This is a genomic window from Limosilactobacillus sp. (assembly GCF_051873035.1).
Taxonomy (GTDB): domain Bacteria; phylum Bacillota; class Bacilli; order Lactobacillales; family Lactobacillaceae; genus Limosilactobacillus.
Genome location: NZ_JBJEEL010000075.1, coordinates 1 through 25903, shown reverse-complemented (window position 1 = coordinate 25903; position 25903 = coordinate 1). Strand labels below are relative to the sequence as shown.

The 25903-nt window shown below is 48.7% G+C and carries 26 protein-coding genes; 12 read left to right on the top strand and 14 right to left on the bottom strand.

Annotated features, from left to right (window positions below):
- Nucleotides 1–63 precede the first annotated feature (63 nt).
- The 3 genes from ACI31H_RS07785 to ACI31H_RS07775 form a co-directional block, all read right to left on the bottom strand.
- Nucleotides 64–1446 (bottom strand): amino acid permease, encoded by a 1383-nt coding sequence (locus tag ACI31H_RS07785; protein ID WP_439771415.1) that lies wholly within the window; start codon nt 1444–1446, stop codon nt 64–66.
- A gap of 276 nt (nt 1447–1722) precedes the next feature.
- On the bottom strand, nt 1723–3297 hold the full coding sequence (locus ACI31H_RS07780) for an LPXTG cell wall anchor domain-containing protein (RefSeq protein WP_439771414.1): 1575 nt from the start codon (nt 3295–3297) through the stop codon (nt 1723–1725).
- Between the two features lie 79 nt (nt 3298–3376).
- A complete protein-coding gene (locus ACI31H_RS07775) occupies nt 3377–4090 on the bottom strand; it encodes a winged helix-turn-helix domain-containing protein (RefSeq protein ID WP_439771413.1) in 714 nt (237 codons plus the stop codon).
- A 118-nt stretch (nt 4091–4208) separates the two neighbouring features.
- Between ACI31H_RS07775 and ACI31H_RS07770 the strand changes: the two genes are divergently transcribed.
- The 5 genes from ACI31H_RS07770 to phoU are packed head-to-tail and all read left to right on the top strand — an operon-like array spanning nt 4209 to nt 8342.
- Nucleotides 4209–5078: a phosphate ABC transporter substrate-binding protein gene (locus ACI31H_RS07770; protein WP_439771412.1), complete on the top strand. Its 870-nt coding sequence runs from the start codon at nt 4209–4211 to the stop codon at nt 5076–5078.
- A gap of 4 nt (nt 5079–5082) precedes the next feature.
- The gene (gene pstC / locus ACI31H_RS07765) at nt 5083–5982 is read left to right on the top strand and encodes a phosphate ABC transporter permease subunit PstC (protein ID WP_439771411.1); all 900 of its coding nucleotides are present in this window, start codon (nt 5083–5085) and stop codon (nt 5980–5982) included.
- Nucleotides 5982–6863, top strand: a complete 882-nt coding sequence (gene pstA, locus ACI31H_RS07760; protein WP_439771410.1) for a phosphate ABC transporter permease PstA — start codon at nt 5982–5984, stop codon at nt 6861–6863. Before pstC ends, pstA begins: the two co-directional genes overlap by 1 nt.
- Nucleotides 6864–6874: 11 nt before the next feature.
- Nucleotides 6875–7630, top strand: coding sequence for a phosphate ABC transporter ATP-binding protein PstB (gene pstB / locus ACI31H_RS07755; RefSeq protein ID WP_439771409.1), 756 nt, complete (start codon nt 6875–6877; stop codon nt 7628–7630).
- A 10-nt stretch (nt 7631–7640) separates the two neighbouring features.
- Complete coding sequence (phoU, locus tag ACI31H_RS07750) at nt 7641–8342, top strand: phosphate signaling complex protein PhoU (RefSeq protein WP_439771408.1); 702 nt, start codon at nt 7641–7643, stop codon at nt 8340–8342.
- A 66-nt stretch (nt 8343–8408) separates the two neighbouring features.
- Here the strand turns inward: phoU and ACI31H_RS07745 are convergent, their stop codons facing one another.
- The gene (locus ACI31H_RS07745) at nt 8409–10184 is read right to left on the bottom strand and encodes a 1-deoxy-D-xylulose-5-phosphate synthase (protein ID WP_439771407.1); all 1776 of its coding nucleotides are present in this window, start codon (nt 10182–10184) and stop codon (nt 8409–8411) included.
- 150 nt (nt 10185–10334) lie between these two features.
- On the opposite strand from ACI31H_RS07745, the gene ACI31H_RS07740 reads away from it, so the two are divergent.
- Nucleotides 10335–11585: a DUF2075 domain-containing protein gene (locus ACI31H_RS07740; RefSeq protein ID WP_439771406.1), complete on the top strand. Its 1251-nt coding sequence runs from the start codon at nt 10335–10337 to the stop codon at nt 11583–11585.
- 2 nt (nt 11586–11587) lie between these two features.
- Complete coding sequence (locus tag ACI31H_RS07735) at nt 11588–12283, top strand: TVP38/TMEM64 family protein (protein ID WP_439771405.1); 696 nt, start codon at nt 11588–11590, stop codon at nt 12281–12283.
- A 63-nt stretch (nt 12284–12346) separates the two neighbouring features.
- Here ACI31H_RS07735 and ACI31H_RS07730 read toward each other — a convergent pair whose 3' ends face one another.
- On the bottom strand, nt 12347–13174 hold the full coding sequence (locus ACI31H_RS07730) for an exodeoxyribonuclease III (RefSeq protein ID WP_439771404.1): 828 nt from the start codon (nt 13172–13174) through the stop codon (nt 12347–12349).
- Nucleotides 13175–13407: 233 nt separating this feature from the next.
- Here ACI31H_RS07730 and ACI31H_RS07725 point away from each other — a divergent pair, with 233 nt between their 5' ends.
- The 3 genes from ACI31H_RS07725 to ACI31H_RS07715 all read left to right on the top strand — a co-directional run bounded on the left by ACI31H_RS07725 (nt 13408) and on the right by ACI31H_RS07715 (nt 17336).
- Nucleotides 13408–13863 (top strand): Rrf2 family transcriptional regulator, encoded by a 456-nt coding sequence (locus tag ACI31H_RS07725; RefSeq protein WP_439771403.1) that lies wholly within the window; start codon nt 13408–13410, stop codon nt 13861–13863.
- 6 nt (nt 13864–13869) lie between these two features.
- The gene (locus tag ACI31H_RS07720; RefSeq protein WP_439771402.1) at nt 13870–14730 is read left to right on the top strand and encodes an NmrA family NAD(P)-binding protein; all 861 of its coding nucleotides are present in this window, start codon (nt 13870–13872) and stop codon (nt 14728–14730) included.
- A gap of 95 nt (nt 14731–14825) precedes the next feature.
- Entirely contained in the window at nt 14826–17336 is a 2511-nt protein-coding gene (locus ACI31H_RS07715; RefSeq protein WP_439771401.1) for an ATP-binding cassette domain-containing protein, read from the top strand.
- Nucleotides 17337–17387: 51 nt separating this feature from the next.
- On the opposite strand, the gene ACI31H_RS07710 is transcribed toward ACI31H_RS07715, so the two are convergent.
- From ACI31H_RS07710 to ACI31H_RS07700, 3 genes are all read right to left on the bottom strand, one after another.
- On the bottom strand, nt 17388–17876 hold the full coding sequence (locus ACI31H_RS07710; RefSeq protein ID WP_439771400.1) for a flavodoxin: 489 nt from the start codon (nt 17874–17876) through the stop codon (nt 17388–17390).
- A 104-nt stretch (nt 17877–17980) separates the two neighbouring features.
- Nucleotides 17981–18352, bottom strand: a complete 372-nt coding sequence (locus tag ACI31H_RS07705; protein WP_439771399.1) for an NAD(P)-dependent oxidoreductase — start codon at nt 18350–18352, stop codon at nt 17981–17983.
- A gap of 42 nt (nt 18353–18394) precedes the next feature.
- Nucleotides 18395–18562 (bottom strand): hypothetical protein, encoded by a 168-nt coding sequence (locus ACI31H_RS07700; protein ID WP_439771398.1) that lies wholly within the window; start codon nt 18560–18562, stop codon nt 18395–18397.
- A 105-nt stretch (nt 18563–18667) separates the two neighbouring features.
- Between ACI31H_RS07700 and ACI31H_RS07695 the strand changes: the two genes are divergently transcribed.
- Nucleotides 18668–19288 (top strand): TetR/AcrR family transcriptional regulator, encoded by a 621-nt coding sequence (locus ACI31H_RS07695; RefSeq protein WP_439771397.1) that lies wholly within the window; start codon nt 18668–18670, stop codon nt 19286–19288.
- Between the two features lie 30 nt (nt 19289–19318).
- Here ACI31H_RS07695 and ACI31H_RS07690 read toward each other — a convergent pair whose 3' ends face one another.
- Both ACI31H_RS07690 and ACI31H_RS07685 read right to left on the bottom strand, forming a co-directional pair.
- Complete coding sequence (locus ACI31H_RS07690; RefSeq protein ID WP_439771396.1) at nt 19319–19693, bottom strand: DUF3021 domain-containing protein; 375 nt, start codon at nt 19691–19693, stop codon at nt 19319–19321.
- Nucleotides 19694–19702: 9 nt separating this feature from the next.
- Complete coding sequence (locus ACI31H_RS07685) at nt 19703–20158, bottom strand: LytTR family DNA-binding domain-containing protein (protein WP_439771395.1); 456 nt, start codon at nt 20156–20158, stop codon at nt 19703–19705.
- 153 nt (nt 20159–20311) lie between these two features.
- Between ACI31H_RS07685 and ACI31H_RS07680 the strand changes: the two genes are divergently transcribed.
- Nucleotides 20312–20599: a hypothetical protein gene (locus tag ACI31H_RS07680; RefSeq protein ID WP_439771394.1), complete on the top strand. Its 288-nt coding sequence runs from the start codon at nt 20312–20314 to the stop codon at nt 20597–20599.
- A gap of 72 nt (nt 20600–20671) precedes the next feature.
- On the opposite strand, the gene ACI31H_RS07675 is transcribed toward ACI31H_RS07680, so the two are convergent.
- From ACI31H_RS07675 to ACI31H_RS07660, 4 genes are all read right to left on the bottom strand, one after another.
- Complete coding sequence (locus tag ACI31H_RS07675) at nt 20672–21160, bottom strand: MarR family winged helix-turn-helix transcriptional regulator (protein ID WP_439771393.1); 489 nt, start codon at nt 21158–21160, stop codon at nt 20672–20674.
- 87 nt (nt 21161–21247) lie between these two features.
- Nucleotides 21248–21493: a hypothetical protein gene (locus ACI31H_RS07670; RefSeq protein WP_439771392.1), complete on the bottom strand. Its 246-nt coding sequence runs from the start codon at nt 21491–21493 to the stop codon at nt 21248–21250.
- A 33-nt stretch (nt 21494–21526) separates the two neighbouring features.
- A complete protein-coding gene (locus tag ACI31H_RS07665; RefSeq protein ID WP_439771391.1) occupies nt 21527–24628 on the bottom strand; it encodes an AAA family ATPase in 3102 nt (1033 codons plus the stop codon).
- A 1-nt stretch (nt 24629) separates the two neighbouring features.
- Nucleotides 24630–25745: an exonuclease SbcCD subunit D gene (locus tag ACI31H_RS07660; RefSeq protein ID WP_439771390.1), complete on the bottom strand. Its 1116-nt coding sequence runs from the start codon at nt 25743–25745 to the stop codon at nt 24630–24632.
- Nucleotides 25746–25903 lie beyond the last annotated feature (158 nt).

The following is a 25903-nucleotide window of genomic DNA, read 5'->3' as shown; positions in this document are numbered from 1 at the left end:
TGATACAATATCCTAAATACTACTTCGTGTTCCCAGAAGCTCGGTCATTTATGGCTGAGTAGTTCACTTAGCGATTGCAGCGTCGCGTTTCCGTTGCCGCAGGAACAATAGCCAGATGATAATGATAAAGATAACACCGACCGAAACGGAAACCCGGGTATCAGGATTAAAGAACATGAAGATTAGAATAACCGTTAGGGCCGCCAGACTGAAGTAGTTGTAAGCTGGGAAAAGTGGCATCTTGAATGGGTGATCAACTAGGTCCTTGGCATGTTGCTTGCGGAAATTCAACTCGGCTAATAGGATAACAAACCACGGTACCATCCCTGGTAACACACTAGAACTATATACCACCACGAAGATGTTGCTTGCACTCTTGCTTACGACCGTTAAGAGTGAATTTACTGCAAAACCAACAAAAATCCAGAAAGCGATCGTTACCACGGCGACGTTTGGAACCACTCGCTTGGAAAGCTTACCGAAAAACTTCGGCACCTGACCGTCAATTGCCAGCTTAAACAGCATCCGGCTGGCACTGTAAATTCCTGAGTTGGCACCAGATAATGCAGCGGTCAAAACAACAAAGTTGATAATGCCGGCCGCACCAGTAATCCCGACTTTCGTAAAGGTTTCAACGAAAGGTGATCCAACGGCTGCTAGTTGGTTCCATGGATAGATTGAAACAATCACAAAGATAGCACCGATGTAGAAGATTAAGATCCGCCAAATAACTGACTTAACTGACTTAACAATGGCGTGACGTGGGGAAGCCGCTTCACCAGCAGTAATCCCTAGTAATTCAATTCCTTGATATGAACCAGCAATAACTGACATTGAGAACATAAAGCCCATGAAGCCGCCGGTGAAGAAACCGCCGTGCGTCCACATGTTCGAAATCCCAACTGGGTGCCAGTGGTTACCGAGTCCGACTACAATTACTAGTAACCCTAAGATAATCATTGCAATGATCGTTACAACTTTGATCATCGCAAACCAAAATTCTAGCCGTCCGTAAGCCTTAGCAGAAACAAGGTTAGCCAGAGTCAACATTACGATAACAACCAGCCCGGAGATCCAATCGGGTAATTTAGGCCACCAGTAGTTGAGGTACTGACTCATGGCGATGATATCCGAAATCCCCACAATAATGAATTGGAAGATGTTACTCCATTTCGTTAGGTAACCAGCAAACGGATGGATATACTTATCACCGTAATCGGCAAAGGATCCGGTCCCGGGGTTAACGTACACCATTTCACCAAGTGCCCGCATAACCCCATAGAGGACTAAACCAACAAAGGCATAGGCCAGTAAGACTGACGGCCCCGTCCATTTAATCGTTGACGTGGCCCCCATAAACAGACCACTACCGATAGTTCCCCCAATCGCGATCATTTCCATTTGTCCGGGCGTCATCGTCCGTCTTAGTTTGACTTTCTCATCCATCGCCATACTAAATTACCTCTCTTTCTCCATTAAAAAAGCTACCCAAAACCCCACCACAGATGCTGGTTAATCGGCAAATGTGGTCGAAGCTTTGGATAGCTGTTAATTGACAGTATTCAAGGAATATTGAATAATCCCCAACCACACTTAAAACGTTGTGGTTGTGGTGGAGGTGTAACAAAGTGGCGAACTTAAGACTAATAATTGCATTACTATTTCCTCCAATTCCTTTAGTATAATATTAGATTACTATGAGAATATGAGAAATGCAAGCCTTTATCGTAAGTTGTTTAATTTTTTGTTAAACGTTAGCAGGCGAGTAAGCGCCACCAACGCTATGATTACGGCGCCGAGCAGGGTTGAAATTAAATTGTGCTGATTACCAGTCTGTGGTAAGACCCTTTGATTATTCATGTTGCTCTCATCTGCCAGCTGATTTAGTGGCGCCTGCAACTGCGCTAACTTAGTTTTTAATTCGGGATCATCCATTTCGGCGGTCGGTTGTTCCGGCCCGAGCGTAATTGGCTGTAGTGGATCAGCAGGTAAATGATTGGTGGAATTGTCTTGTTGCTTGTCAGTAGGCCTATTAATTGTTGGTTCCTGGGAGTGACTATTCTGGTTACTGGTTCCTGGCTGCTCAGCTGGTTTACTAATTACCGGCTTTTGGTGCTGTCCCTGATCAGCTTCCTTGTTAGGAGTCGTTTTCTCGGGCCGGTTGGTCGTTGGTGTATTAGGTTGTCCAGGCTTCTTTTCAATCACTTGGTTATCCTTTATGGCAGGAGTTACCGGACGTTTTGGCTCCTCTACCGTTGTGGGGTGTTTAGTGTTTTCCTGATGTTCAACTGGGTCAGCTGGTTCATGTTTTCCTGGCTGCTCAGTCGGTGTGCTCTTATCTTGCTCCTCTTTGGTCGTTTCTTGTTGCTGCTGTTTGCCATCAGTAATGGATGAGGATGGTTCCTTTTCTTTTTCCTTATCCTTATCTCCTTGATCCTTATTCTGTTCCTGTTCTTTACCGGTCCCCTTATCTACCTGGTAGTTAACCTCAATCGCTGGCAGCTTAGTATCAAGCTTGTTTACTGGTAAAACCAAGGTTGGTACTGTGGTCTGCGAGGCAGTGTACCCCTCCTTAGTTGGTACTTGATATTCCTTAAAAGGCTCGACTGTCCACTTAGTCCCCTTCTTGGTCGCAGTGACGGTCTGCGTAATTGTTTGATCACCATCCGGTAGATGCAAGATAATCGTTCGAACAAGTTTCTTGCTGGTTGGCACCGGACTCTTTTTCTGAATTAGGAGGTGGTAAATTTTATCGTTACCCCTGCGGTGGTGCTGGAAGCTATCCGGTAGTTGGTCCGCATTAACATATTCCCACCCTTCCGGTACGGCGGGAAGCTTAACGATCCCCTGCTCATTAGTCGAAGTTGAAACGACGCGTTGACTTTCTTTACCAGAAAGGTCGTCAAGTATAAAGACAAGTGGTCCTTCGACGAGGTCTCCCTTTGAAGCCGGGTGATAAGTAATCTTGACCTTAGTAGACTTCGTTTTGGAGGTAACTACTTGACCCGGTAAATAAGTTCGTGATGGGCAGTATCCGTCATACGCTGGTGGAAAATATGGTGCCCAAATGGCGGTCTCATCATTACCGCTGGGATTAGCGGTCTGGTTAATAACCGTTGCTTGGCCATCGGGGTCAACAACCGTAATCTCCCGGCTCACCATTTCCTGCTGGATCGTGCTGGACTCACTAACCGGGGTGGTGGTCAGCTGACTATCGGCTAAGGCGTGACCACCCGCGGCGATTAATGCTACTGCCGTGCAAGCAGTCAGTGTTACCCTTAAAGATGCTTTTTTCATACACTGATTCTCCTCATCATTTAGACTTCACTTAATAAATACGGTGAGGAGTAACCAATGCACGTGTTCAAATATTAAATCATTCCGCTAATTTATAACCGAAACCCCGCACGGTCAACAGGTGAACCGGATGGTGAGGATCATTCTCCAGCTTATCCCGGAGGTGACTAATATGGATGTCGACAATTCGCGATGTATTGAGGATATCGTAACCCCAAACACCATTAACCAACTGGTCACGACTGAGAACCTGGTTGCGGTGGTCAATCAGATATGACAGCAGTTGAAATTCCTTCGGGGTCAGCTCAACCGGTAAATCATTCTTTAGGACTCGGTAGTTTTGATAATCTACCTGCCAGTGACCGATAGTTATTACCCGCGGTGAAGCCGTTTTCGTTAGAACTTTTGGCGTTGAATCCTGTACCTGTTGGTAGAGCCAGAGTCGCTGTTTAATCAGCGCCCGTAAAACACGGTCCGTAAATGGGAAGGTGACCACGTCGTCAACCCGTGCCTGGTACAGCTTCCGCTGGATTCGTTCAGTTATTTTAGTGGTAAAGGCGATAATTGGTCCGTGCACTTGGGGACGAACCAAAGTCATCGTGGCAATTGCCGTATCGAGGGTGGATGCATCAAGGTCCCACCATATTCCGGCCGGCCGCTTATGATCTAATTCAACTACTAGGCCGGTTGGGGTCGTCACTTGGTCAAATGTCCAGGCAGCCCGCTTACTAAGTCGGTCTAAGCGGGTGATTAGGTCAGCGTTTTGCCCCATTAGCAAAAATCGGTCGGTCATCTCTTCCTCCAGAGTTTACATAATTTTTACAATAAAAAGATTAAATATTTACAGTGCATTGCTATTCTCTATTTGTACCATAGGAAATTAACGAAAACAACTAGAGGGAGTATTGGCGATGAAGAGAATTATTACAATCATCATCACTGCAGTGATTATTGGCGGCCTCGGAATTGGCTGGACCGCTGTTAAAAAGTTACCGTCGTTATCAAAAGTAACGATTGTTGGGTCTAGTGCCCTCCAACCACTAGCAGAAGCTGTCACCAATGAATACCGGACAGTTAACCCTCGAGCCAGTATCACCGTCCAGGGTGGCGGTTCGGGGACCGGCTTGAGCCAGGTCCAGGCCGGCGCCGTCGATGTCGGTTCATCGGATATCTTCGCTGAACAAAAGGACGGTATTGATAAACGAAAACTTCAGGACCACCTCGTGGCGGTTTCAGGAATCGTTCCCATTGTCAACCGTGACCTGGGAATTAAGGACCTTTCCCTTGCCCAACTCCGTCAGATCTATATCGGACAAGTTAACAATTGGCGCCAACTCGGCGGACCAGATCTTCCGATTACCGTAATCAACCGGGCGGCCGGAAGCGGTACCCGGGTAACATTTGAGCAGGTGGTCTTAAAGGGGCAGCGCTCAATCAATGCTCAGGAACAGGATTCCAACGGAACGGTCAAGGAGATCGTGGCCCGGACACCGGGTGCCATCAGCTACATCTCAGCTGCCTACCTTAGTTCACAGGTCCAGCCCCTGAAGATCGCCGGGGTTGCGGCCACAGCCAAGAACATCACCACTAACCGCTGGCCGCTGTGGTCGTACGAGCACATGTACACCCAGCGAAAGCCAACTAAGGCCACCCAGCAATTCATCAACTACATGCAGTCTAAGCAAGTCCAACAGACCCTGGTAAAACGGGCACACTACGTCAATATCCACGATATGCAGGTCCAAAAAGATGCCGCTGGAAGAATTCAGGAAAAGGAGTAAGTCCATGGATAATTTCAAAACCCAACTAACCCAGCCATCACCTGAGAGTCGTCAGGAATGGATGGGCAAGATCGTTAGCTCCCTCGCTATCATCCTGATCGGTGGTCTAGTCCTTGCCATCCTCGTTTTCTTGACCATTAAGGGGATTGCCCTGTTTACCGACAACGATGTTTCTGTCTGGCATTTTCTTTCACAGGCCGACTGGCAACCCGGCCACCAGCACTACGGCGCCCTCCCCATGATCACGACTTCCTTTAGTGTCACCATCCTGGCCGGAATCATCGCTCTTCCCCTGGCCCTGGTGGTAGCGGTGGCGATTACCGAAATCCTGCCCAAGAAAACGACCAGCCTGTTCCAGCCCCTGATCGAGCTCCTCGTCGGGGTACCCTCCGTGGTGTATGGGTACCTAGGACTAACCATTATTGTTCCCGAAATACAACGCCTCTTTGGTGGGACCGGCTTTGGGATTCTCGCCGCAACCGGGGTTCTCTTCTTAATGATCCTGCCAACCATGACTTCGATGACCGTCGACAGCCTCAACGCCGTTCCCAAGCAGTACCGACAGGCTTCCGCCGGACTAGGCGCCACCCGCTGGCAGACCATCTCCCGCGTTATCATCCCCAGTGCCAAGGATGGTATCCTAACTGCCGCAGTCTTTGGGATGGCCCGGGCGTTCGGTGAGGCACTAGCCGTTCAAATGGTGATCGGTAATACGGCTGTCATGCCAAAGGAGCTGGTTGAGTCTTCAGCCACCCTCACCAGTGTCCTGACCACCGGGATCGGTAACTCGGTCATGGGGACCACGGATAACAACGCCCTCTGGTCCCTAGCCCTCATCCTATTGCTAATGTCACTCGTCTTTAACCTGCTGATCCACTTAGTAAGTAAGAAAGGAGCCGCGTAATGTCACCTGAACGCGTTGATAAAATTGCCACGGGGGTCATCCTGGGACTGGCCGGAATCGTGGGCCTAGTCATCCTGAGCCTGCTGGGCTATATTCTCGCCCAGGGTATCCCCCATATCTCATGGCACTTCTTGACTAGCGGTGCGGAATCATTCACGGCCGGTGGTGGGATCCGTGACCAGCTGTTCAACTCCCTCTATCTTGTCGTCTTGACCTTGATCGTCTCCGTCCCCCTCGCCCTTTGTGCAGCGATCTACCTCAGTGAATACGCCCCGGATAACCGGCGGACCCGCCTACTCCGGTTGGCAATTGAGGTTTTAAGCTCCCTACCCTCCGTGGTTGTTGGTTTGTTCGGCTACCTGGTCTTTGTTTTGAAATTTGGCCTGGACTTCTCCATTCTTGCCGGTGCCCTGGCGTTGACCATCCTCAACCTCCCCATCCTGACCCGTAGCTGTGAGGCCGCCCTCCGTCAGGTCCCCTACCTCCAGCGTCAGGCCGGCCTGGGATTGGGAATGGCCAAGTGGCGGGTCACCACTAAGATTGTCCTACCAGCCGCCCTCCCCGGGATTCTCACCGGAGCCATCTTAAGCGCCGGCCGGATCTTCAGTGAGGCCGCCGCCCTAATTTACACTGCCGGTCAAAGCGCCCCAGTGATTAACTATACCGACTGGAACCCGTTTAGCCCGACCAGTTTTCTTAACCCCATGCGGCTCGCAGAAACGCTCGCGGTCCACATCTGGAAGGTTAACAGTGAGGGCCTGGTCCCTGACGCCCGGGCTGTCTCCAACGGTTCTGCCGCGGTCTTAATCATCACCATCCTGTTATTTAACCTGATCGCCCGTTACGTCGGGTACCGGATTAAACGTCACCTAGCAAAGTGAGGAGTAAAAGAATGCAAACAAACTCGGCCCTAGAAGCAAAGAATCTCCAGGTCTTTTACGGTGATAAGCACGTCGCTTATGATATCAACCTCAAATTCCCCCAGCACCAGATTACAGCTCTGATCGGGGCCTCAGGTTCGGGGAAATCAACCGTCCTGCGGAGCCTCAACCGGATGAACGACGACCTCGCCACGGTAACCGGGGAAATCAACTTCCACGGTGTCAACATCAACCAGCCGAAGGTCAACGTCTACCGGGTTAGGCAACGGATCGGGATGGTCTTCCAGCAGCCGACCCCCTTTCCAATGTCAATCTACGAGAACGTAATCTACGGCCTACGTCTAGCCGGCGAAAAGGACCGGCACGTCCTTGATCAACGGGTCGAGGAAAGCCTCCGCCAGGCCGCCCTCTGGGATGAGGTAAAGGACCAGCTCAAATCCAGTGCCCTGGCTCTTTCTGGTGGGCAGCAGCAGCGGCTCTGTATCGCCCGTACACTGGCGGTCCAGCCGGAAATTATTCTGCTGGATGAACCGACCAGCGCCCTCGACCCAGTTTCGACTTCGCAGATCGAGGATACTCTAGTACAATTAAAGGAGCAGTTTACAATCATCATGGTGACCCACAATATGCAACAGGCCTCTCGCTCGGCAGACTGGACCGCCTTCATGCACCAGGGGCACCTAATTGAATTCGATAAGACCGCCACAATCTTTATGAATCCGCATGAACAGCAAACGGCCGACTACCTGAGCGGCAAGTTTGGTTAGGAGGAAAAATATGGGTGCGATTTTTAATGATGAACTAAGACGTCTCCGTGGCCACTTCATGGAGATGGGAATCGATGCTAGTGAGCAGATCTACCAAGCAACTAAGGCCTTTACGGAGCATGATTCCGACCTCGCTAACCAGGTCCTGACTACAGATAATAAGATTAACAATGAGGAGGTCAACCTAGAGAAGGAGGCCCTTAAGCTGATGGCCCTCCAACAACCAGTTGCCAGTGATTTTCGTAAGATTATCAGCATCTTAAAGGCCAGTAGCGATATCGAACGGCTCGGTGACTACGCTACCCACATTGCCCGGGCCGCAATCAACCTGAGCGACCGGGAACACAATGAACAAGTTGAAGGGCAAATCGAAAAGATGATGATGATCGTCCGTGAAATGCTGGAACAGGTTTTAGATGCCTATGCCCAAATAAATGAACAGGCCGCCTACGAGGTTGCTAACGAGGACCTCCGTGTTGATATGATCTATGTCCAGCAGCAACAGGCTATTCTAAATGCCCTAGCCAAGGCGGGGGGCAATGTGAAAACTTACAGCGACTATCTTGCGGTCATCCGCTACCTGGAACGATCAGGTGACCACATCGTCAACCTTGCCGAGTGGGTCATCTACATTGCTTCCGGAAAACTAGTGGAATTAAACCCCGGCAAGGCCGATCCTACGATGGTGGAACGTAAACTAAAAGAACAATAATATAAAAAGAACCATTCAGAATTTCCTAGGAAATTCCGAATGGTTCTATTACTTTAAATTTTTACTTTACAGCGAATGAATAACTCTTTCGATATCATCGACAATTTGTTTAGGTGTTAGATGGTACCACTCATAAAGAACATCCAGTGGAACATTATCCGCAAACTCACGAGGGGCACCAAAGTTCAATACCTTCATCGGTGTTGGTCCGTAGTAACGGTCAATGGTTTCACCAAAGCCACCACTAAGGTTACCATCTTCAAGGGTAACGACGACGTCATGGTTTTCCGATAAGTGATGCAAAACATCGGCATCGATTCCGGTAACTGACTTTGGATTAATCAGGGTGGCATCGACGTTTAGCTTCTTTTGTAGTTCGGCACATACCTGCTGACCGAGTTCCCAGAAGTCACCGACCGCCATAATGGCCACTTCACTACCGTGGTGGGCAATGTCATACTTGATATTGCTATAATCGTCCTGGGTCGCCTTACCATGCAGCAGTGGCTTTTCTGGTTCACGGATAACTACCGGTTGATCGGTTTGCTTAATCGCCCACCGGAGCATTGAAAGTAATTCTTCAACATTGGTTGGTGCAAGGTATTCAATGTTTGGCAGGTCACTGATCATTGAAATATCAAATGATCCCTGGTGGGTTGCCGACTCAGTGGCAATGGTTCCGCCACGAACAATCATCACTACTGGTGAATCGTTTAAGGCCATATCATGAATCAAATGGTCGTATGCCCGCTGGAGGAAGGTCGCGTTTTGGAAAACGACTGGTCGTGCCCCGGCTGCGGCCATTGCTACCGCGGTACTGATACAATCTTGTTCCGCAATCCCAACATCGTAATAACGTTGGGGATGCTTAGCTTGGAACTTCTTCAAATTAAAGACACCCGGAATAGCGGCGTTCATCGCTACAATCGGTTCACCAGCTTGGATTTGGCGGTCTAATTCCTCCAGGATCGCATCACTGTAGTTTTCTCCGGTCGCTTCCTGCTTTGCCTTACCGGTCTTAAGGTCAAATGGTTGCCGCCAGTGGTAAAGCATCTTTTCCTTTTCCGCCGGCGCATAGCCCTTACCCTTTTGAGTATTGACGTGGAGGACGATTGGATGGTCAATGTCTTTAACATCTTTGAAGGCTTCAATCATTGTCTTGAGATCATTTCCCGCTTTAACATAGCGGTAGTCAAGCCCCATAAACTTAAAAATGTTATTTGCCGATTGGCCATCGGTATCACGAAGCTCTTTTAACCCCTTGTAAAGGCCACCCTGGTCCTCATCGATGGACATTTGATTATCATTCACGACGATAATCAGGTTAGAGTTAAGCTTGGCCGCGTTATTTAATCCTTCAAAAGCCAGGCCACCACTAAGGGAACCATCCCCGATAACGGCCACAATATTATCCTTAGAGTGGGGCTTGAGGAGGTCACGGGCCTGGGCTAAGCCGACTGCTAATGAGATGGACGTTGAGGTGTGACCAATCTCGAAGAAGTCATGGTTACTTTCTTCGGGTGAAGTAAAGCCGGAGATATCCTCGTAGTGATCAGGGTCTAAAAAGCCTAGTTTCCGCCCCGTTAACATCTTGTGCGGATAACTTTGGTGTGAAACGTCCCAGATTACCTTGTCGTGAGGAGAATTAAAGACGTAGTGGTATGCAATGGTCAATTCCATAATGCCAAGGTTAGGACCCACGTGTCCACCGATCGCCGAATCACGCTCGAGGACCAGTTGACGCATCTCACGGGCAAGTTGCTTTAATTCATCAAGTGACATCCCCTTTATATCCGCGGGTTCATTCACTTCATTCAATAGATAATCTGGATGCCGATTCATCTATCGCCACTCCTTTACTTATAGTTTCAATAATAATATTTTACCACTTTTCACAAGCCGGCGAAAACTTGCTAACGTTAAATTGACGAACTGGATAGATTTCGCTACCATTAATCTTAGCGTTAATTTCGAAATGAGGGGCCAATTGATATGGGGGATATTGAGAATGCGGCGGTTGAAAAACTATCACCGCTTAAAAACTTAACGACCGAACAGGCGGCACTGGTCAATGATATTTTGGACTTTACCCGCGCCCACTTGAATGCTGATTATCCAGCAATTTACACAATCTTTGGCGATGCGGGCACCGGCAAAAGTGTGGTCCTCTCCCAGCTGTTTGACCGAATTCAGACTGCCGCCCGGCGGGATCAACAGTCCGCCTTTTATGGCACAACCAACTACTTTGTGGTCAACCACCCGGAAATTTTAAAGGTCTACCGTGAGATTGCCGGGGCACGCCCGGAGTTATATAAAAAGGACTTTGCCCGCCCCACCTCACTGATTAATCAGTTGGATAAGCGTCATCAGCACTTTGACGTGGCGGTAATTGACGAGGCCCACCTACTGCTGTCTAAGCCGGACCATTACAATAACTTTTATCATGATAACCAGTTAGTTGAGCTTATTAAGCGGGCCAAAGTGATTATCATTGTCTTTGACCAGTACCAGGTTTTACGAATGAAAAGCCTGTGGACACCGGAACGACTAAGAAAAATTACTGACCAATACCCGCATCGGGAGTACCATCTTCACCATATGTTTCGGATGACGGCGAGTGATGAGCTAGTTGATTGGTTTAACCATTTTATGAATGATTACGAACTAACTCCCCTCCCCTCGAATGCTCGTGACCACTACGACTTTCGAATCTATGCTGATGCGGAAGCCATGCGCCAGGCAATTGTTCGGCGGAATCAGGAGGTTGGTTTGTCACGGATCCTTTCTACTTCTGGTTACCCATCGACACTGGACGGTGGCAAGCACTACATTAAAGAGGGCCAGTTTAAAATGCCCTGGGACCAGTACAACTATACGGTGACTCCCTGGGCAGAACTACCGCAAACGATTGATGAAGTAGGATCAATTTATACCTGCCAGGGCTTTGACCTTAACTACACGGGAATTATCATTGGGCCGCCGATTAGCCAGATCCCCGGTACGAATCAATTACAAATTAACCTTGATAAGTATACCGATAGTGAGGCATTTAAAAAGCGGGCCGACCTGACTGACCCCCAAACAATTCGGGCACTGGAAGAGCGGATGATCATGAATTCGTTAAACGTCCTATTTAAACGGGGTGTTTACGGCACTTACCTTTATGCCCACGATCCACTGTTACGACGGACGCTCTGTCAACTTTTCACCCAAGCCGGCTTTCGCACCCCAACGGAGGAGTAACTATGACCAAAAAACTTAATAAGCCCCTTTTAATTACTGCCGGGGTAATTGTTTCGCTAATCCTGATTTATTTTATTTACCGGGATTATCGACCAGAAATATTCTTACTGACCCACATGAACGCACACAATAAGGTTATCCTGATGCAGCTGATCCGTAGCCATGGTATTAAAAATATGCTGCTACTACTGGCGTTGATTGCAACCTTTAATGCCATCCCCGGGATGTCTAATTCCTTTGTCTGCATATTTACCGGCCTCTGTTACGGCCCGGTGGTCGGCTTCATTGTTAACTGGATCGGTAACATCTTAGGAAACTGCGGCGTCATGAGTATTATTCATAAAATTGACCTATCAAAGCTTTCCAAAAAGTCCAAGCTCTTGAGTTACCTGCTAAACCAACGCTACCCCCTCGTCGGTCTAACCATCGGTTTCATGGTACCGGTGATTCCAAGTGTTCTGGTTAACTACGCCGGTGCCCGCATGAAGGTGAGCTGGGTACGCTATTTGGTAGCAGTTGTAATTGGAATGGCGCCAACTTCCTTCATCTATGCTTTCGGGGGCGATGCCCTCTTCAAGCACAACGATAAGCGGCTTATTGGTGCGGTAATCGCAATTATCGTTGTTATCGCCATGTTTGTCTTAATTAAGAAGCTGATTAAACGTGGCCGCCGCAGTAAGCAGGAGGCTAGCCTTTAACCGAAATAAATAAACAGCTCCAAGCATTCGGGTTTGACCGAGTGTTTGGAGCCGTTTTTTTAATTATAGGTCAATGTCGAGCATGATTGGCGTGTGGTCACGCCGTTGACCACTGTCGATCATTGAAGAATCCTGAAGCTTATCGGCTAACCGGTCACTAACTAGCCAGTAGTCGATCCGCCATCCAGAATTATTCTGCTTACTGGTCAGCACCCGTTGAGCCCACCACGAATAGGCGCCGGTTTGGTCGGGGTGCAGGTAACGGAAACTATCAGTAAAGCCAGCGTTAAGGAGTTTAGTAAAGCGCTCCCGTTCTTCGTCGGTAAAACCGGCTGAATGGTGATTATTCGCCGGGTGAGCCAGGTCGATTTCTTCGTGGGCTACGTTAAAGTCGCCGCTCGCGATGACCGGCTTTTGTTGGTCGAGTTCTTGTAGGTAGGCCCGGTAGTGGTCATCCCAAACCTGCCGCTCGGCTAACCGCTTTAAACCGTTCCCGGAATTAGGCGTGTAAACTTCGGTGACATAGAAGTCGGGGAATTCAAGGGTAATGATTCGCCCTTCCTCATCCATCGGTTCTGGAGCGCCAATCGTCGGGTAGGTAACCTTAGGATCATACTGGTCACGGTAAAGGTACATGGTCCCGGCATACCCTTTTCGGGCTGGCTCAACCGAACTTCGCCAGGCAACTTGATAGCCCGGGAAAAGCTTATCAAGTGCCTGGTAGTGCTTCTTGGTGGGGCCATTCTTCGAAAGCTTGGTTTCCTGAATCGCCACGACATCGGGCTTGAGGTCGTCAATTTTTTGTAAGACTTCCCGCGTTTCACCGGCCCGCGTCGAAGTTCCGGTCAGTGCCGCGTTAATTGAATCGATGTTCCACGAAATAAATTTCATTATTAGTCTCCTTTACAACTGTCTCTGGCTAATATTATACCGTTTTTTCGGTTGACTGGTGGCTAAGAGCCAACCAATATTGGTCAACAGTAACAATAAAAGTTTCATGAAATTTCCTGCTAGCTTTACGCTAATACGGGTATAGTGAGTCAAACGTCACTGATTAATCTGATTTTTCTCTAGAAAATTGTAACGATTAGAGTTACAATTATTTTTGAAAGGATGGATGATAGATGCGTGTTTCAACTCGTTTTAGTGACAGTATCCATATTCTAGCGTTTATTTCAATTTATAAAGGAAAGGTGCCGCTAACTAGCGAGAACATTGCCGGAAGTGTTGAGACCTCACCGGTGGTTGTCCGCCGTTTAATGAGTGCCCTGAGCAAGGCCGGCCTAATCCGGACCGTTCATGGTTCTGCTGATCCGAACCTCGCACGTTCGGCAAGTGATATTTCCTTGTATGACGTTTTCCTAGCAATTGAGGGACCGGATAAACACCTTTTTACAATCGATGAAAAGACGGCTCCCGAATGCATTGTCGGTGGTAATATCCAATCAACATTAACGGAGTTTTACCACCAGGCCGAAGTGGCAGCTGACGCGAAGTTAGCCAGCATTACCTTGCAGGATGTCATTGATACGATCCTGGTTAAGCAAGCACAAAAGGAAGCACTACAGCGAAAGGAGTAATCGAAAATGAAGTATTTTATTACCGGCGCGACCGGTCACCTAGGCAGTAAGGTTGTTACTGAATTAGCAAAGTTGGTTCCCAAAGAGGAGATTCGTTTAGGGGTCCACACCCCGGCTAAGGCGGCAGCCCTCCAACAGGCCGGCTATGAAATCACCGCAATCGACTATACTAATGTTGCTACGATGACGACCGCCTTTAGCGGCGTGGATGTTTTAATTTACATCCCGAGCCTGACTTACGATGTCCAGGGACGGATTAATGAATTTGAAAATACCCTAACGGCGATGAAGGCCGCCAAGGTTAAGGATATCGTGGACGTCAGCTTTATTGCTGACCAGTATAACAGCCCCTTCCAGATGGCCGGTTACTACGCCTATTTACCGGCCCGGCTGGCTAGTTCACCGTTTGGCTATGCCGTCATTAAGAATGCCCTATATGCTGATCCGTTAGTACCCTACCTCCCAGAGCTGATTCAACGGCATAACGTGATCTACCCGGTTGGTAACCAGGCGATGTCCTTCATCAGTCGCCAAGATAGTGCCGAGGCAATTGCCAACGTGGCCGTTAAGGAGTACCTGCGTGACCAAGGGCAAAACTATTTGCTGACGATGAAGCAAAATTACAACATGGTGGAGCTAAGCACAATCATGACTAAGGTCACCGGGAAACCGATTGGGTATGCCCCGACCAGCCTGCAGGAATTTGCGGATATTTACCGTTCCGAAGGGGATGGTGATGAGTTGGCCTCCATGTACCATGCGGCCGCACGCGGTCTAATGGATGGGGTTACTAATGATTTCCAACACATTACCGGCCACGATCCACAATCGATGTCGGCGTTCTTAGCGCATAATTACCATGAATAATTCTAAAACGGGGAGCAGGGCCAATGGTCTTGTTCCCCTTTTAAAATTGAAAATACTATAATAGTAGCCAGTTACTAACAAAAGGAGTTGGTTTGGTGAATAGTGTACCAACTAAAATTGAAGTTCGTGGCGCAAAGGTCCACAACCTCAAAAATGTCGATATTGATATTCCGCTACATAAAATGGTTGCCATTTCCGGCCTGTCCGGTTCCGGAAAAAGCTCGCTTGCGATGGGGATCCTGTATGAAGAAGGTTCCCGCCGCTACCTTGAAGCACTGTCTACTTATACTCGCCGGCGAATCAAGCTCGGTGCCCAGGCCGAAGTGACTAGTGTTAAGCACATTCCATCAGCCTTGGCCCTCCGCCAGCGTCCTAGTATCCCCTCAGAGCGGGCGACCGTAGGAACGATGAGTGAAATCTTTAACGTCATTCGGTTAATTTTTTCACGATTGGGAGCACCGGTCTGCCCTAATGGTCACCGGCTCCAGCCAAGCCTGGCGATCGCTGAGACGATGAGTCGGTCCGATAGCAGTATGGGGGAGCTGACCTGTCCTGTCTGCGGTACCAAGTTTCAGGCCTTTAGCGCCGAGGACTTTGCCTTTAACTCTGACGGTGCCTGTACGAACTGCCAGGGAACTGGACAGGTCCGTGAAATTGACGACAGTAAGCTAATTGGTGACGAAAATCTGAGCCTTGCTGACGGGGCCGTCGCTTCTTGGCACCTTCCCGGCCGTAATTTTATGCCTAATGTTGCTGAACAGGCGGGGGTTCGTATTCACGTTCCCTATAAGGACCTAACTGCCCGGGAAAAGGACTTCGTTTTAAACGGGCCCCAGCAAAAATTCAAAATGGACTTCCGTTCGGGGACCGGCCGGGTTTTCCACGATTTTAACGCCCTTTATGAAAACGCCCACGCCGCCGTACTGGAATCGGCCAAGTCAAGTAAAAGTGAACGGGCCCAGAAGCGGATTAGTGAGTTCTTCCATTACTCCACCTGCCCAGTTTGCCATGGTACCCGGCTCCGCCCCGAACTTTTGAAGCAGCTGGCTGGGGGGCTTAACATTGCCGAAGTCAGCAACCTTACCTTGGGTGAATTAAGGGACTGGAAGGCTCGAGTACTAGCTTCCCTCCCTGCCAACATGAATAAGATGGCAAACAGTCTTTTTAAAGAATTTGATGATAACCTCCGTCCGCTTCTGGAATTGGGGCTAGACTACTTAACCCTGTCGCGGAATGGTAATACCCTGTCGACCGGTGAATTACAGCGGATTCAACTAGCCCGGACACTGCGGACACAAACTACCGGTGTCTTATACGTACTCGATGAACCGTCAATTGGTCTCCACCCTGATAACATCAGCGGACTGCTAAACGTCTTCCATGAGCTTGTTCAGCAGGGGAATTCACTCGTGGTTGTTGACCATAATGTCGATATCATTAAACATGCTGACTGGATTATCGAAATTGGCCCCGGCTCTGGCGACCAGGGCGGTCAAGTGATCGCGCAAGGAACACCGGCGGCAATTGTTGACAACCCGGCCTCCAAGATTGGTCCTTATCTTAAGGGGACCGCGGACTTAATGGCCCGCTCGGTCGCTAGTCAGCCAAGTGAGCAAAAAATTGACTTTGAAGTTGCCGATTACTATAACCTTAAAGACGTGCACGCCGCCCTACCGGTTAACCGCCTGAGTGCAATTACCGGTTTCTCCGGTGCCGGGAAAACCAGCTTGATTTTAGATAGCCTAATTCCCGCAATTAAGGCCAAAAATACTGGCCAGCCCCTTCCCCAGCAGGTTCGCCAGCTGAAGTCGCCGCTCAAGGAAGTAGTTAGTGTCGATGCCGCCCCAATTGGGAAAACCCAACGTTCAACGGTTGCCACCTATACCAGCATTATGGATAACCTGCGGAAGTTGTTTGCGGCCCAACCCCTAGCTAAGGAGAAGCATTATACCCCTAGTTACTTCTCTTATAACAATAAGCAAGGCGCCTGCCCCAATTGTGGTGGTGCCGGAATCGTCACGCTGGATATCCAATTTTTGCCGGACATGCAGCAAACCTGCCCGGTCTGCAACGGGGACCGTTATAACCAGCAAGTACAAGCGGTGAAGTGGCATGGTTATTCGATCGTTGACCTTTTGAAGTTGGATATTCGCCAGGCCCTGCCGGTTTTCAAAGATGTTCCTAAGATTGAACGTGAACTTAAATTACTGCAAGAAGTTGGCCTGGACTACCTCCACCTCGGTGAAAGCACCCCCAGCCTGTCTGGTGGTGAAGCCCAACGCTTAAAGCTAGTTAAGCACCTCAACCACAACCAGGCTACCACGCTGTTTGTCTTTGACGAACCGACGATTGGCCTCCACCCGTTGGATGTTAAGACTCTGGTAGGAGTCATTCAACAATTACTTGATCGGGGAGCCACGATTATCACGATCACGCACGACCTTAACCTAGTTGTCAATGCGGACTACGTACTGGACCTGGGCCCGCGTGGTGGGAAAAATGGGGGCCGGGTAGTTGCCTCAGGGACCCCGCAAAGCTTAATTAAGCACCCGGTAAGCCTGACGAGTAAGTACCTAGCCGACTACTGGAACCACTATCAGCATTAGAAAAAGCCCTAAGTGTTCGGAAATTTCCGGGCACTTAAGGCCTTTTTCGTCTTAATTAAAGTTAAGTTGACCAAGCCACTGGTCGATTTGGCCGTCATTATTTAAAACCGCCCCTGCATTAACGTGGGTGTCATAGTTATTTTCCTTAACGGTTCGCTCAACAAAGCTTTGCGAACGGTCATAGTTACTACCACCCGAAGTGGCAAACAATCCTAGGTTCTTACCGTTGAGGTCAAGATGGTCAATTAGGCTGCTGATCATCCGCGGCGGAATTCCCCACCAGATGGGGTGGCCAATCACAATGTTTTCGTAGCCACTAATGTCCGGTAGGTCAGCGGCGTTAATTGCAACCCGGCTGTTGTGCTGGTGTTGCTCAATAGAAGTACGACTTTTAGGATCGTGCCAATTCAGGTCGGCGTCCGTGTATGGTTGAGCGGCCTGAACCGGTGCAATGTCAGCGTTGAGCCTTTGGGCGACCTTTTCAGCCACCTTTTTGGTGGTATTAGTTGCTGAGTAGTATAAAACAAGTGTTTTTACCATAGTTAACCGCTCCTTTATCTGATTTATAACTAGTTTAGCGGGATAGCAGCTGAATGTAAAATACTTATTTATTATAAGTGAGCATTCACTGACCGTATGGTAACCTAGTCCTTTGCTTGGCTAATTAATTGCTGACGTAGTTTTTCCACGACCTCCCCGACGAGGACCGGCTTAAACTTAGCTGAGAAAATCCCCAGGAACTTAAGCAGGGGGACATTACGGGTCATCTTATCCTTCCGCCCTGCGCCGTATACCAGGGTTGGTTCAACGTAAGCCAACGGTACCGAACTAGCCTGTAGGTACTTAATCAACTCTTTTTTGGTACTGGTAAATTTCTTCGGACCCAGCGTCCCGCCGATAAAGCCCATGGCCCGGACATTTCTTGTTTCGGCCACCGCCCGCATGACCTGGGCCGGCTGCTGGTTTAACTTTTTAAATTCCTGGGGATCATTGCTAGGCGCACCGACAAAATCCACGATAAGGTCAACCCGGCTCGGGGTGGCGTTAAGGACCGCCTGCTAGTCAGTTACATCGACTTGGAGATTAGTAATGGCAGGGGTGGCAAGTGAATTCTTACCGGAGCGGGATAAAACGTAAAAGTGGCTATCCTGATCGTGCTTTAGCCAATTTTGGGTGAAATTACGGCCTAAATAACCGTTACCACCTAATAGAACAATATTTTTCATTACTGTCAGTCCCTTCATTTAATCTCCACATTGTAAATAATTACCGCACTGGATACAATTTATAATAAAAGTTAAACTGTGCAATAAAGATAGGAGAATTCAGTAATGCCAATGTCTAAGAACGATTTACGCTGGCGAAGGACACACGAACAGATCAAGCGGGCCTTTGTTAAGGAACTGACGCAACGGCCCTTTGAACAATTGACAATCAGTGCGCTTATCAAGTCAGCTCAAATAAGCCGGCGGGCCTTTTATACCCATTTTACGGATAAGTACGACCTTCGCGACCAACTAGAGCAGCAATTGGTTGCCCGGTTAAAGGCCGCCTTCGCTGAGGATCACCGTCACTTCATGCAGGACCTTAGTAACAAACAGGCCCTTTGGAAGCAGTATACCGTCTTGTTAACAAATGTTTTAACCCTAATTAACCAGGAGCGGCAGCTTTTTCGGGCCCTGCTTTCGGCAAACGGGGATGCCCACTTTAACCGGCAGCTGTGGGAGCTGGTCGCTAGAGAAATCGACACCCGGGTTGACCTGTACAATGCCCACTTCACAGACCGCCTTCCCCGCCACTATGCTCTGGTGCTGATTGTCGACGGGCTGATGGGACTGATTTTAGCATGGTTGAATAATCCGCACCCAGAAAGTGTGGACCACTTTTCGGAAATTTTAACGGCTAGTCAGCTAATTGCCCCACTGGAATTGTTGGCACCGGACCAATCATAATTCCCCACGGCTCTACTTTGGGAAGGACCCTTACTTGCGATTACGCAATTTCTGGTTTATTTGCCGAACATCGTGATCTTGGTTGATCCGTGTAATCCCCCAAATAATTACGTAAATTAGGACGATCATTAAAAAACTAGCAAGGTTTAAGTGCCAGTGGTTAATCGCAATCATTATTGAAGCCAAGATAACCGTGAGAATGAAATGGGTTAGCAACGCGGCTAGGTAGCTTAAATCCGTATCAAAGATCAGGCTCAAAAGACCAATCAGTCCACCGACAATTAGCACACTGGTGGTATTGCGCATGGTTGGCATTGTTCTTTGAAACTGCAGCGTCAACATAACGAGGTAAGTCGTCGCCGCAAACCCGATCCCCGTACAAAAGCGTCGAAATAATTTTTGCATTCTGCTCACCTACAATCCTAAGTATTCTTTAATTATCGGTACAAATCGCCGGCTAATTGATGTTTTGATGTTATGGGATAGTTTAGCAATCATGGTTCCGGAAAAGCCGTTTTCAATTGATTGTAAATAGTCCATATTGATAATGGCGTGGCGCGAGACCTGGATGAACTTGGGATCGTTAAGTCGTTCTTGAATATCCTTGAGTTTACCGGTCGTGGTGATCGTACGGTCAATTGTATAAAAGGTTAATTCGTGTTGGTTAACTTCAACCATTAGTAAATTGGCTGTTTTTACTATCAAGACCTGGTCGTCGCTTTTTATCGGGATGGTAGTTTCCTTACTTTGGGCAAAGTTGGTTAGGTAGTTGATTAAGTGTTCAACTTGAGGTGTGCGGCTTCGACTGGTAATACTTATCCTAATTTCGTCTGCTGGTAGTTTATTGTTTTGCTGGTAAGTAACTTTCACTGTTCCAGCTCCTCTACATTAATTTCTCCTATATTTTAGACGTTTGACGATGATAAATAAAATTCTTTCTACAAATAATACCGTTTATAATAGAGGTAACCGATGAAGATCGGTTATTGATTGTCACAACAACGCTCTAAGGAGGGGTGCATTATGTTTAACTTTGTATTTGGGGTTTTGGCCATTTGGTTTATTATCAATGTAATCTGGATGTGGTTTAAGCTCGATGATCAAAGATTGCAAAAGACCTTTGCTTGGATTAATGTTTGTGCAATTGTGCTTGGATTCTGGACTTATTACTGTGTTGCCCATGACACCGGTGGCGTTGAGGGCTGGTTCATTGTAATGAACTGGTTTAACGTCGTAATTGCGGCAGTTCAATTCTACTTTGGCTACCGTGGCATGGTTGGCGGTCATAATGCCCACCACTTTGCCCGCTAATAAGTGCTAGATCCTAAGGGGGAGTAAGGCAAAAGTCGTAACCGACTTCTGCCTTACTCCCCCATTTGATATTTAAAACTGTTGTTCTAGCCGGTAAAAATCATTCAAAAAATTGGCAACTATCTGCAGATCATTTTCTGAATACTTAGCGGTTAACTTGTCAACCAGTTCACGCCTGATGGCTTGGTGTAACCGATCATGGACAAGTGCTAATTCACGGCCATCTGCGGTTAACGAATAGTATATTTTTTTACGGTCATCAGGATGCTTAACGGTATTAACCAGGCCATATTGGCGAAGCTTTTTGGCCGCCCGGGTGACCCCACCACGGGTAACATTTATTTCTTCAGCAATTTCAATCCCGGTCTTTTCCTCATTTTCAAGAGCAGAGAGCGTATGGAAGGCAACAAGTGATAATTTAAGGACAATTTTTTGTAACCTTTCATCTGTTAAATGGGCCTGAATCCACTGCTGCTCTTGTGAACCATGAATGTTGTTGTGCTGGACCCGTAATACTTCAAGCGTTTGCCGAATTTGTGCGATGGTTTTTGTATCGTCCATTTTAACGCCTCACTATTTAGGTTTAAGGCCATTATAGCAGAAAAGGGCCGCCTCATTTTGGCCGCACCTAGCCGATTGTGGTAATCACTATAAAGGTACCCGCACATTTACCTGGTGCCCATTGAAGTGCACGATCACGGCCTGCTTCGGCTGGAGGTCAACCATCATCGTCACACCATCAACCCGCAGACTCCGGGGTCCAGCATAATACACATCCAGTGGCCGTCGGCGTAGACGAGCAATTGCTTGTAACAGGTCCGTTGTAAACTTGGCCGGATCAACCGTGCTTGGCAGTGCACTAATCAGTTCTTCCATTGTCGTAACTTTAGTCATCCTTATCCCCCTCCTTCAAGAATCGAGTGGTGCTTACGCCTGAAAATCGTGCTGATAAGAGATTTTGCTTCGACCATTAATTGAGGTGACTCGTAACTGGTCGGGAATCTGCTCCTCTAGCTCAGTCACGTGGCTGATAATTCCAATCATCCGGTGTCCCTCAAGCTCCTGCAAGGCATGTAGAGCATCCTCCAACGCCTGCTGGTCTAGCGAGCCGAAACCTTCATCGATAAAGAGGGCATCGATGGTGATTCCCCCACTTTGCTCCTGAATAATCTGACAAAGGGCCAGGGCGAGTGAGAGTGAGGCCATAAAACTCTCTCCACCAGAAAGGGTCCGCGCACTCCGCGTCCGCCCGGCATTATCATCATAAACGTTGACTTCTAGCCCACTCCACTTGGCACCGGCACCGTGACTCTCCTGCGATAACTCAAACTGGTAACGGCCGTTAGTAAGACGGTCCAGTTGAACATTAGCGGCACTGAGGACGTCCTGGAAATAGGCTTGTAAAACATAACGCTCAAGGGAAAGGTGGTTTTCAGTTCGCCCGGTCATCACGTCGGTCAACGTCTGCAACTGGTTGATCTTCTTGTTCAGCAAACCATTTTTCCCCACGAGAGCGATCACTTGTTGGCGGATCTGCTCTAAGTCATCCCTTTGAGAAGTAACTTGGCCTAATTCTTGCTGCCAATGTTCTAGCTGGTCATTAGCCGCGTCAAGTTGTTGGCGCGTTGTTTTCAGGTCAGGTGTTGGCCGCTCATTGATCAAGGCCACCAGTCGCTGCTGTTGCAACTCATTATCGTGCACCTTGGTCTTGTAATCCTGAACCGTCGCCTGCAGGCTCTCTAATTGGGAGAGCTGTGCGGTTGCTTGCTCCCAGAATTGCCAATCACGGCTGGCATCAAAGTCTTTTAACGCCTTCGTCAGGTTAGCTTTTCGTTTCTTCTGGACGGCCTCTTCATGTTCGCGATCCGTCTGGTTCTTCTGAAGCAGGCTCTTATTGACGGCCAAATCCTTCGTTGCTTGCTGTAATTTTTTCTGCGCATTTTCGAGCTGGTAGTTAAAGTCCTCAACCTGCTGTTGCCAGGTCTTCACTTGTTCTTTGGCCGTCTTGCCATCCTTGATCTTGGCCGGCAAATTTGCCTGCTTTTCGGTCAACAGGGTTTGTTGTTTCACCAGTTCCTGCTGGGCCTGTTGAACCGTTGCTTTCTCTTGCTCAAAAGTAGTTTGAAGATCCTTGACCCGCTTTTGAACTTTGGCCTGCTCCTGCTGCCACCGATCAAACTGCCGTTGGCGCTCTTTTAGTACCTTCTGATCGTGCGTTAACTGCTGTCCACGGGCAGCTGATTGTTGCCGCCAGTCGGCCGGTAACTTGGTAAGACCCAGCAACTTAGCAATCACTTGCCCACAATCATCTAACTGACTATTAAGGCTGGTAAAGTGGTCCTTACTCTGCTTCACTTGTTCTGCCAGCTGGCTAACCGTGTTCTGTGCTGACCGGGCTGCCTGTGTAGCCGCTTTGATCTCAGCATCACTGACCAGGTCACCAGGATCATCCAGGTGCGCCGGTGCCGGATGATCGGTCGCTCCGCAAACCGGACAAGGCGAACCGGGCTTCAGCCTCGTGGCCAGAACGGCAATCTGATGCCGCGCATAGGCATCGTTGAGGTCGTCAAGTTGTTGTTGCTTTTCCTTGGCTACTCCCCGTGCAGTTTCAAGCTCGACCGTTAACTGCTGCCATTGCTCTCGATGTAGCTGTTCGCTAACCTTGTCATATTGCTTAACTTCCCGCAATAGCTGCTTGTGGTCGGCCTGTCGCTCTGTCAACGTAATCTGTTCAGCTGTCAGGTCATCTTTACCGCTAAGCTTAGTCGTCAAATCAGCCAATCGTTCATTAGCGGTAGTCAGCTTGTCAGCAGTATTTTTCTCCTGGGTGGTGACGGTGGTCAAGTCGTGGTTCAGCTGGTCCACCGTTGTCGATAGTTTGCCAACCTGCTTAAACAGCGGTAACTTGGCTACCAGGTCGCTTGCCCTTGCCTGGACCCGCTCAATTTCTGGTTGTTGGGCTTTCAGTTGCCGGGTCTTCTCCGTGGCGGTTACCTGCTCGGTAGTGAATTTTTCTTGCTGAGACTGATTTTGCTTAATCGCCTTTTGTAATTCCCCCAGTTTCTTTTCCCCGTCTTGCCAACGCTGGTAAGCTGGCTGCTGGGTATGAAACCACTTCAACGCGGCCACCTGCTGCTCGATCGTGGTTATTTCTGTCTGCTGGGCCTGAAGCTTAGTGGCATCCTTTTTAGCGCTAGCAAGCTCAACCAGGTATCTCTGCAATTCCTTTTCCACGTTTAATTGGTCGTGTAAGGCGGTGGCCTTTTGGCGTTGCGCCTGCACCCGATTAGAGAGTTCTGTCAAATGTTGATTGAGTTTCGTAACCTCGGCAGACGCGGCCTGCTCCCAATCAGTAGCATTTAGTTGGGGATCGACAGTTGAAACGTTCTCCTTGAGCGTCTGTAACTTAACTTGCTGGTCGTCCAGGACTTTTTTCTGTTTACTCAACCGTTCTCCTAAAGTAGCTGCCCACTTGTCATAAAGGCCGGTGTTAAAGAGGTCCATGAGCAGGCTTTCCTTGGCGTTGCTATCCGAATCGAGGAACTGGCGAAACTTACCCTGGGGAAGTACGACAATTTGTGCAAACTGGTCACTAGTGAGGTTAAGCAGGTCGGTAATAAAGTTATCAGCGTCTTTGATCTTCGTAATCTCGTGCGGTTCCTTGCTATTCAAGGGGTAAATGAGGCTCACCGCCTGATTGTGGGTGACAAGCTTTCCTCCCCGCCCCCGCAAGGTCTGCTTCGGGCGTCGCGTGATTTGGTATTCGTTCCCCTGGTGGACAAAAGTAAATGTCACCTTTGTTTCACGGTTAGCCGGAGCGAAGTCGGACCGCAAGGCCGCTGCCGACCGGTATTTGTCGTTAGTGGTCTGACCAAACAGGGCGTAGCACATCGCATCAAAGATAGTGGTCTTACCGGCCCCGGTGTTCCCCGCCACGAGGAAGAGGGACTGGTCACGAAAGCGATCAAAGTCAATTACCTCATGTTCGTAGGGGCCAAAATACTGAAGCTCAATCTTTTTCGGTCGCATCCTAATCCTCCTTTTTGACATCCGCCAGGGCCTGGGCCGCCCATTGTTGCTGTTCCTTTGACATTGTCGTCCCCATCGTCTGCTGGTAAAAGTCCGTCAGCAGGTCCAGCGGAGATTCCTTGGCCCGCTTCTTACTTGCCCGCTGCTCAACCGCCTGGGCCTGGTGCTCCCGGTGCAGACTGACGATGCGTGGGTAATATTCCCGCAGCTTATTTAGTACGTCTGGAATCCGTTCATGGTCGGTCAGCTCAATGTCGTAGAAATCGTCACGGGCATGGTCGTCCGCGGTGGTCGTTAGTTCGGCAAAACTCCCCTTTAACAGGTGGATGTCGTGGGCCGGTTTTAGTGGAAGCCACTTAGCCGTAAACGGAGCGGTATCCACTAACCAAACGCCCTTCTCTTGCTTAGCTTCGGAGACGGAAAACTTCATCGGCGAACCACTGTACTTTACTCGTTCTTCTTGCAGGGCATTCTTATTATGTAAGTGACCAAGGGCGACATAGTCAAACGGTGCCAGGGTCGAAGTGGCAACCGCGCTAAGACCCCCAACCTCGATCGTGGTCTCGGAGTCGGCGGTCCGTTTGCTTCCAGCGGCAAAGAAGTGGGCTACTAGGACATGGTGCTTTTCAGGCCCAAAGTTTTTCTGCATTTCTTGGACAATCCGCGTCATCGCATCGTTGATATCACGAATTTTGTCATCCCCAAAGAAGTTCCGGACTGCCTGGATTCCGAAGAACGGCAGAAGGAAAAACTCAGTATCCGCAATTGTCACTGGGTGAAAAGCGGCCTCTAGCGTGGTATTTAGATAAAAGGACTCCTTGGCAAACCAATCGGCCCCCGTTCCAAGGCGGGTAGCGGAATCATGATTTCCACTAATGGCCAGGATCGGCAGGTGGTCAACTAGGTTTAACTGGTAAAGTTCCTGGTTGAGCTGGTGAACCGCGGCTTCAGTGGGGACACTTCGGTCATAGAGGTCACCAGCGATCACCACTGCGTCCACCTTCTGATCATGAGCGATCTTTTCGATCTGTTTAAAGACTTTTCGCTGGTCAGCTAACAGGTCAAAGCCATTCAAATTCTTGCCAACATGCCAATCGGCTGTATGCAGAAAACGCATTTTGATTCCTCCACTTCTCAGTTTTATTTCTATTATAAAAGATATGTGAATTTTGCCCAATCATAGAAAAAGACTTATGCGATTACCCCCGATTTATTTTTCCTTTTGGCAGATTGCAAGAAATAACTTGAACGAATTTAATGACGTAAATTAAGCAG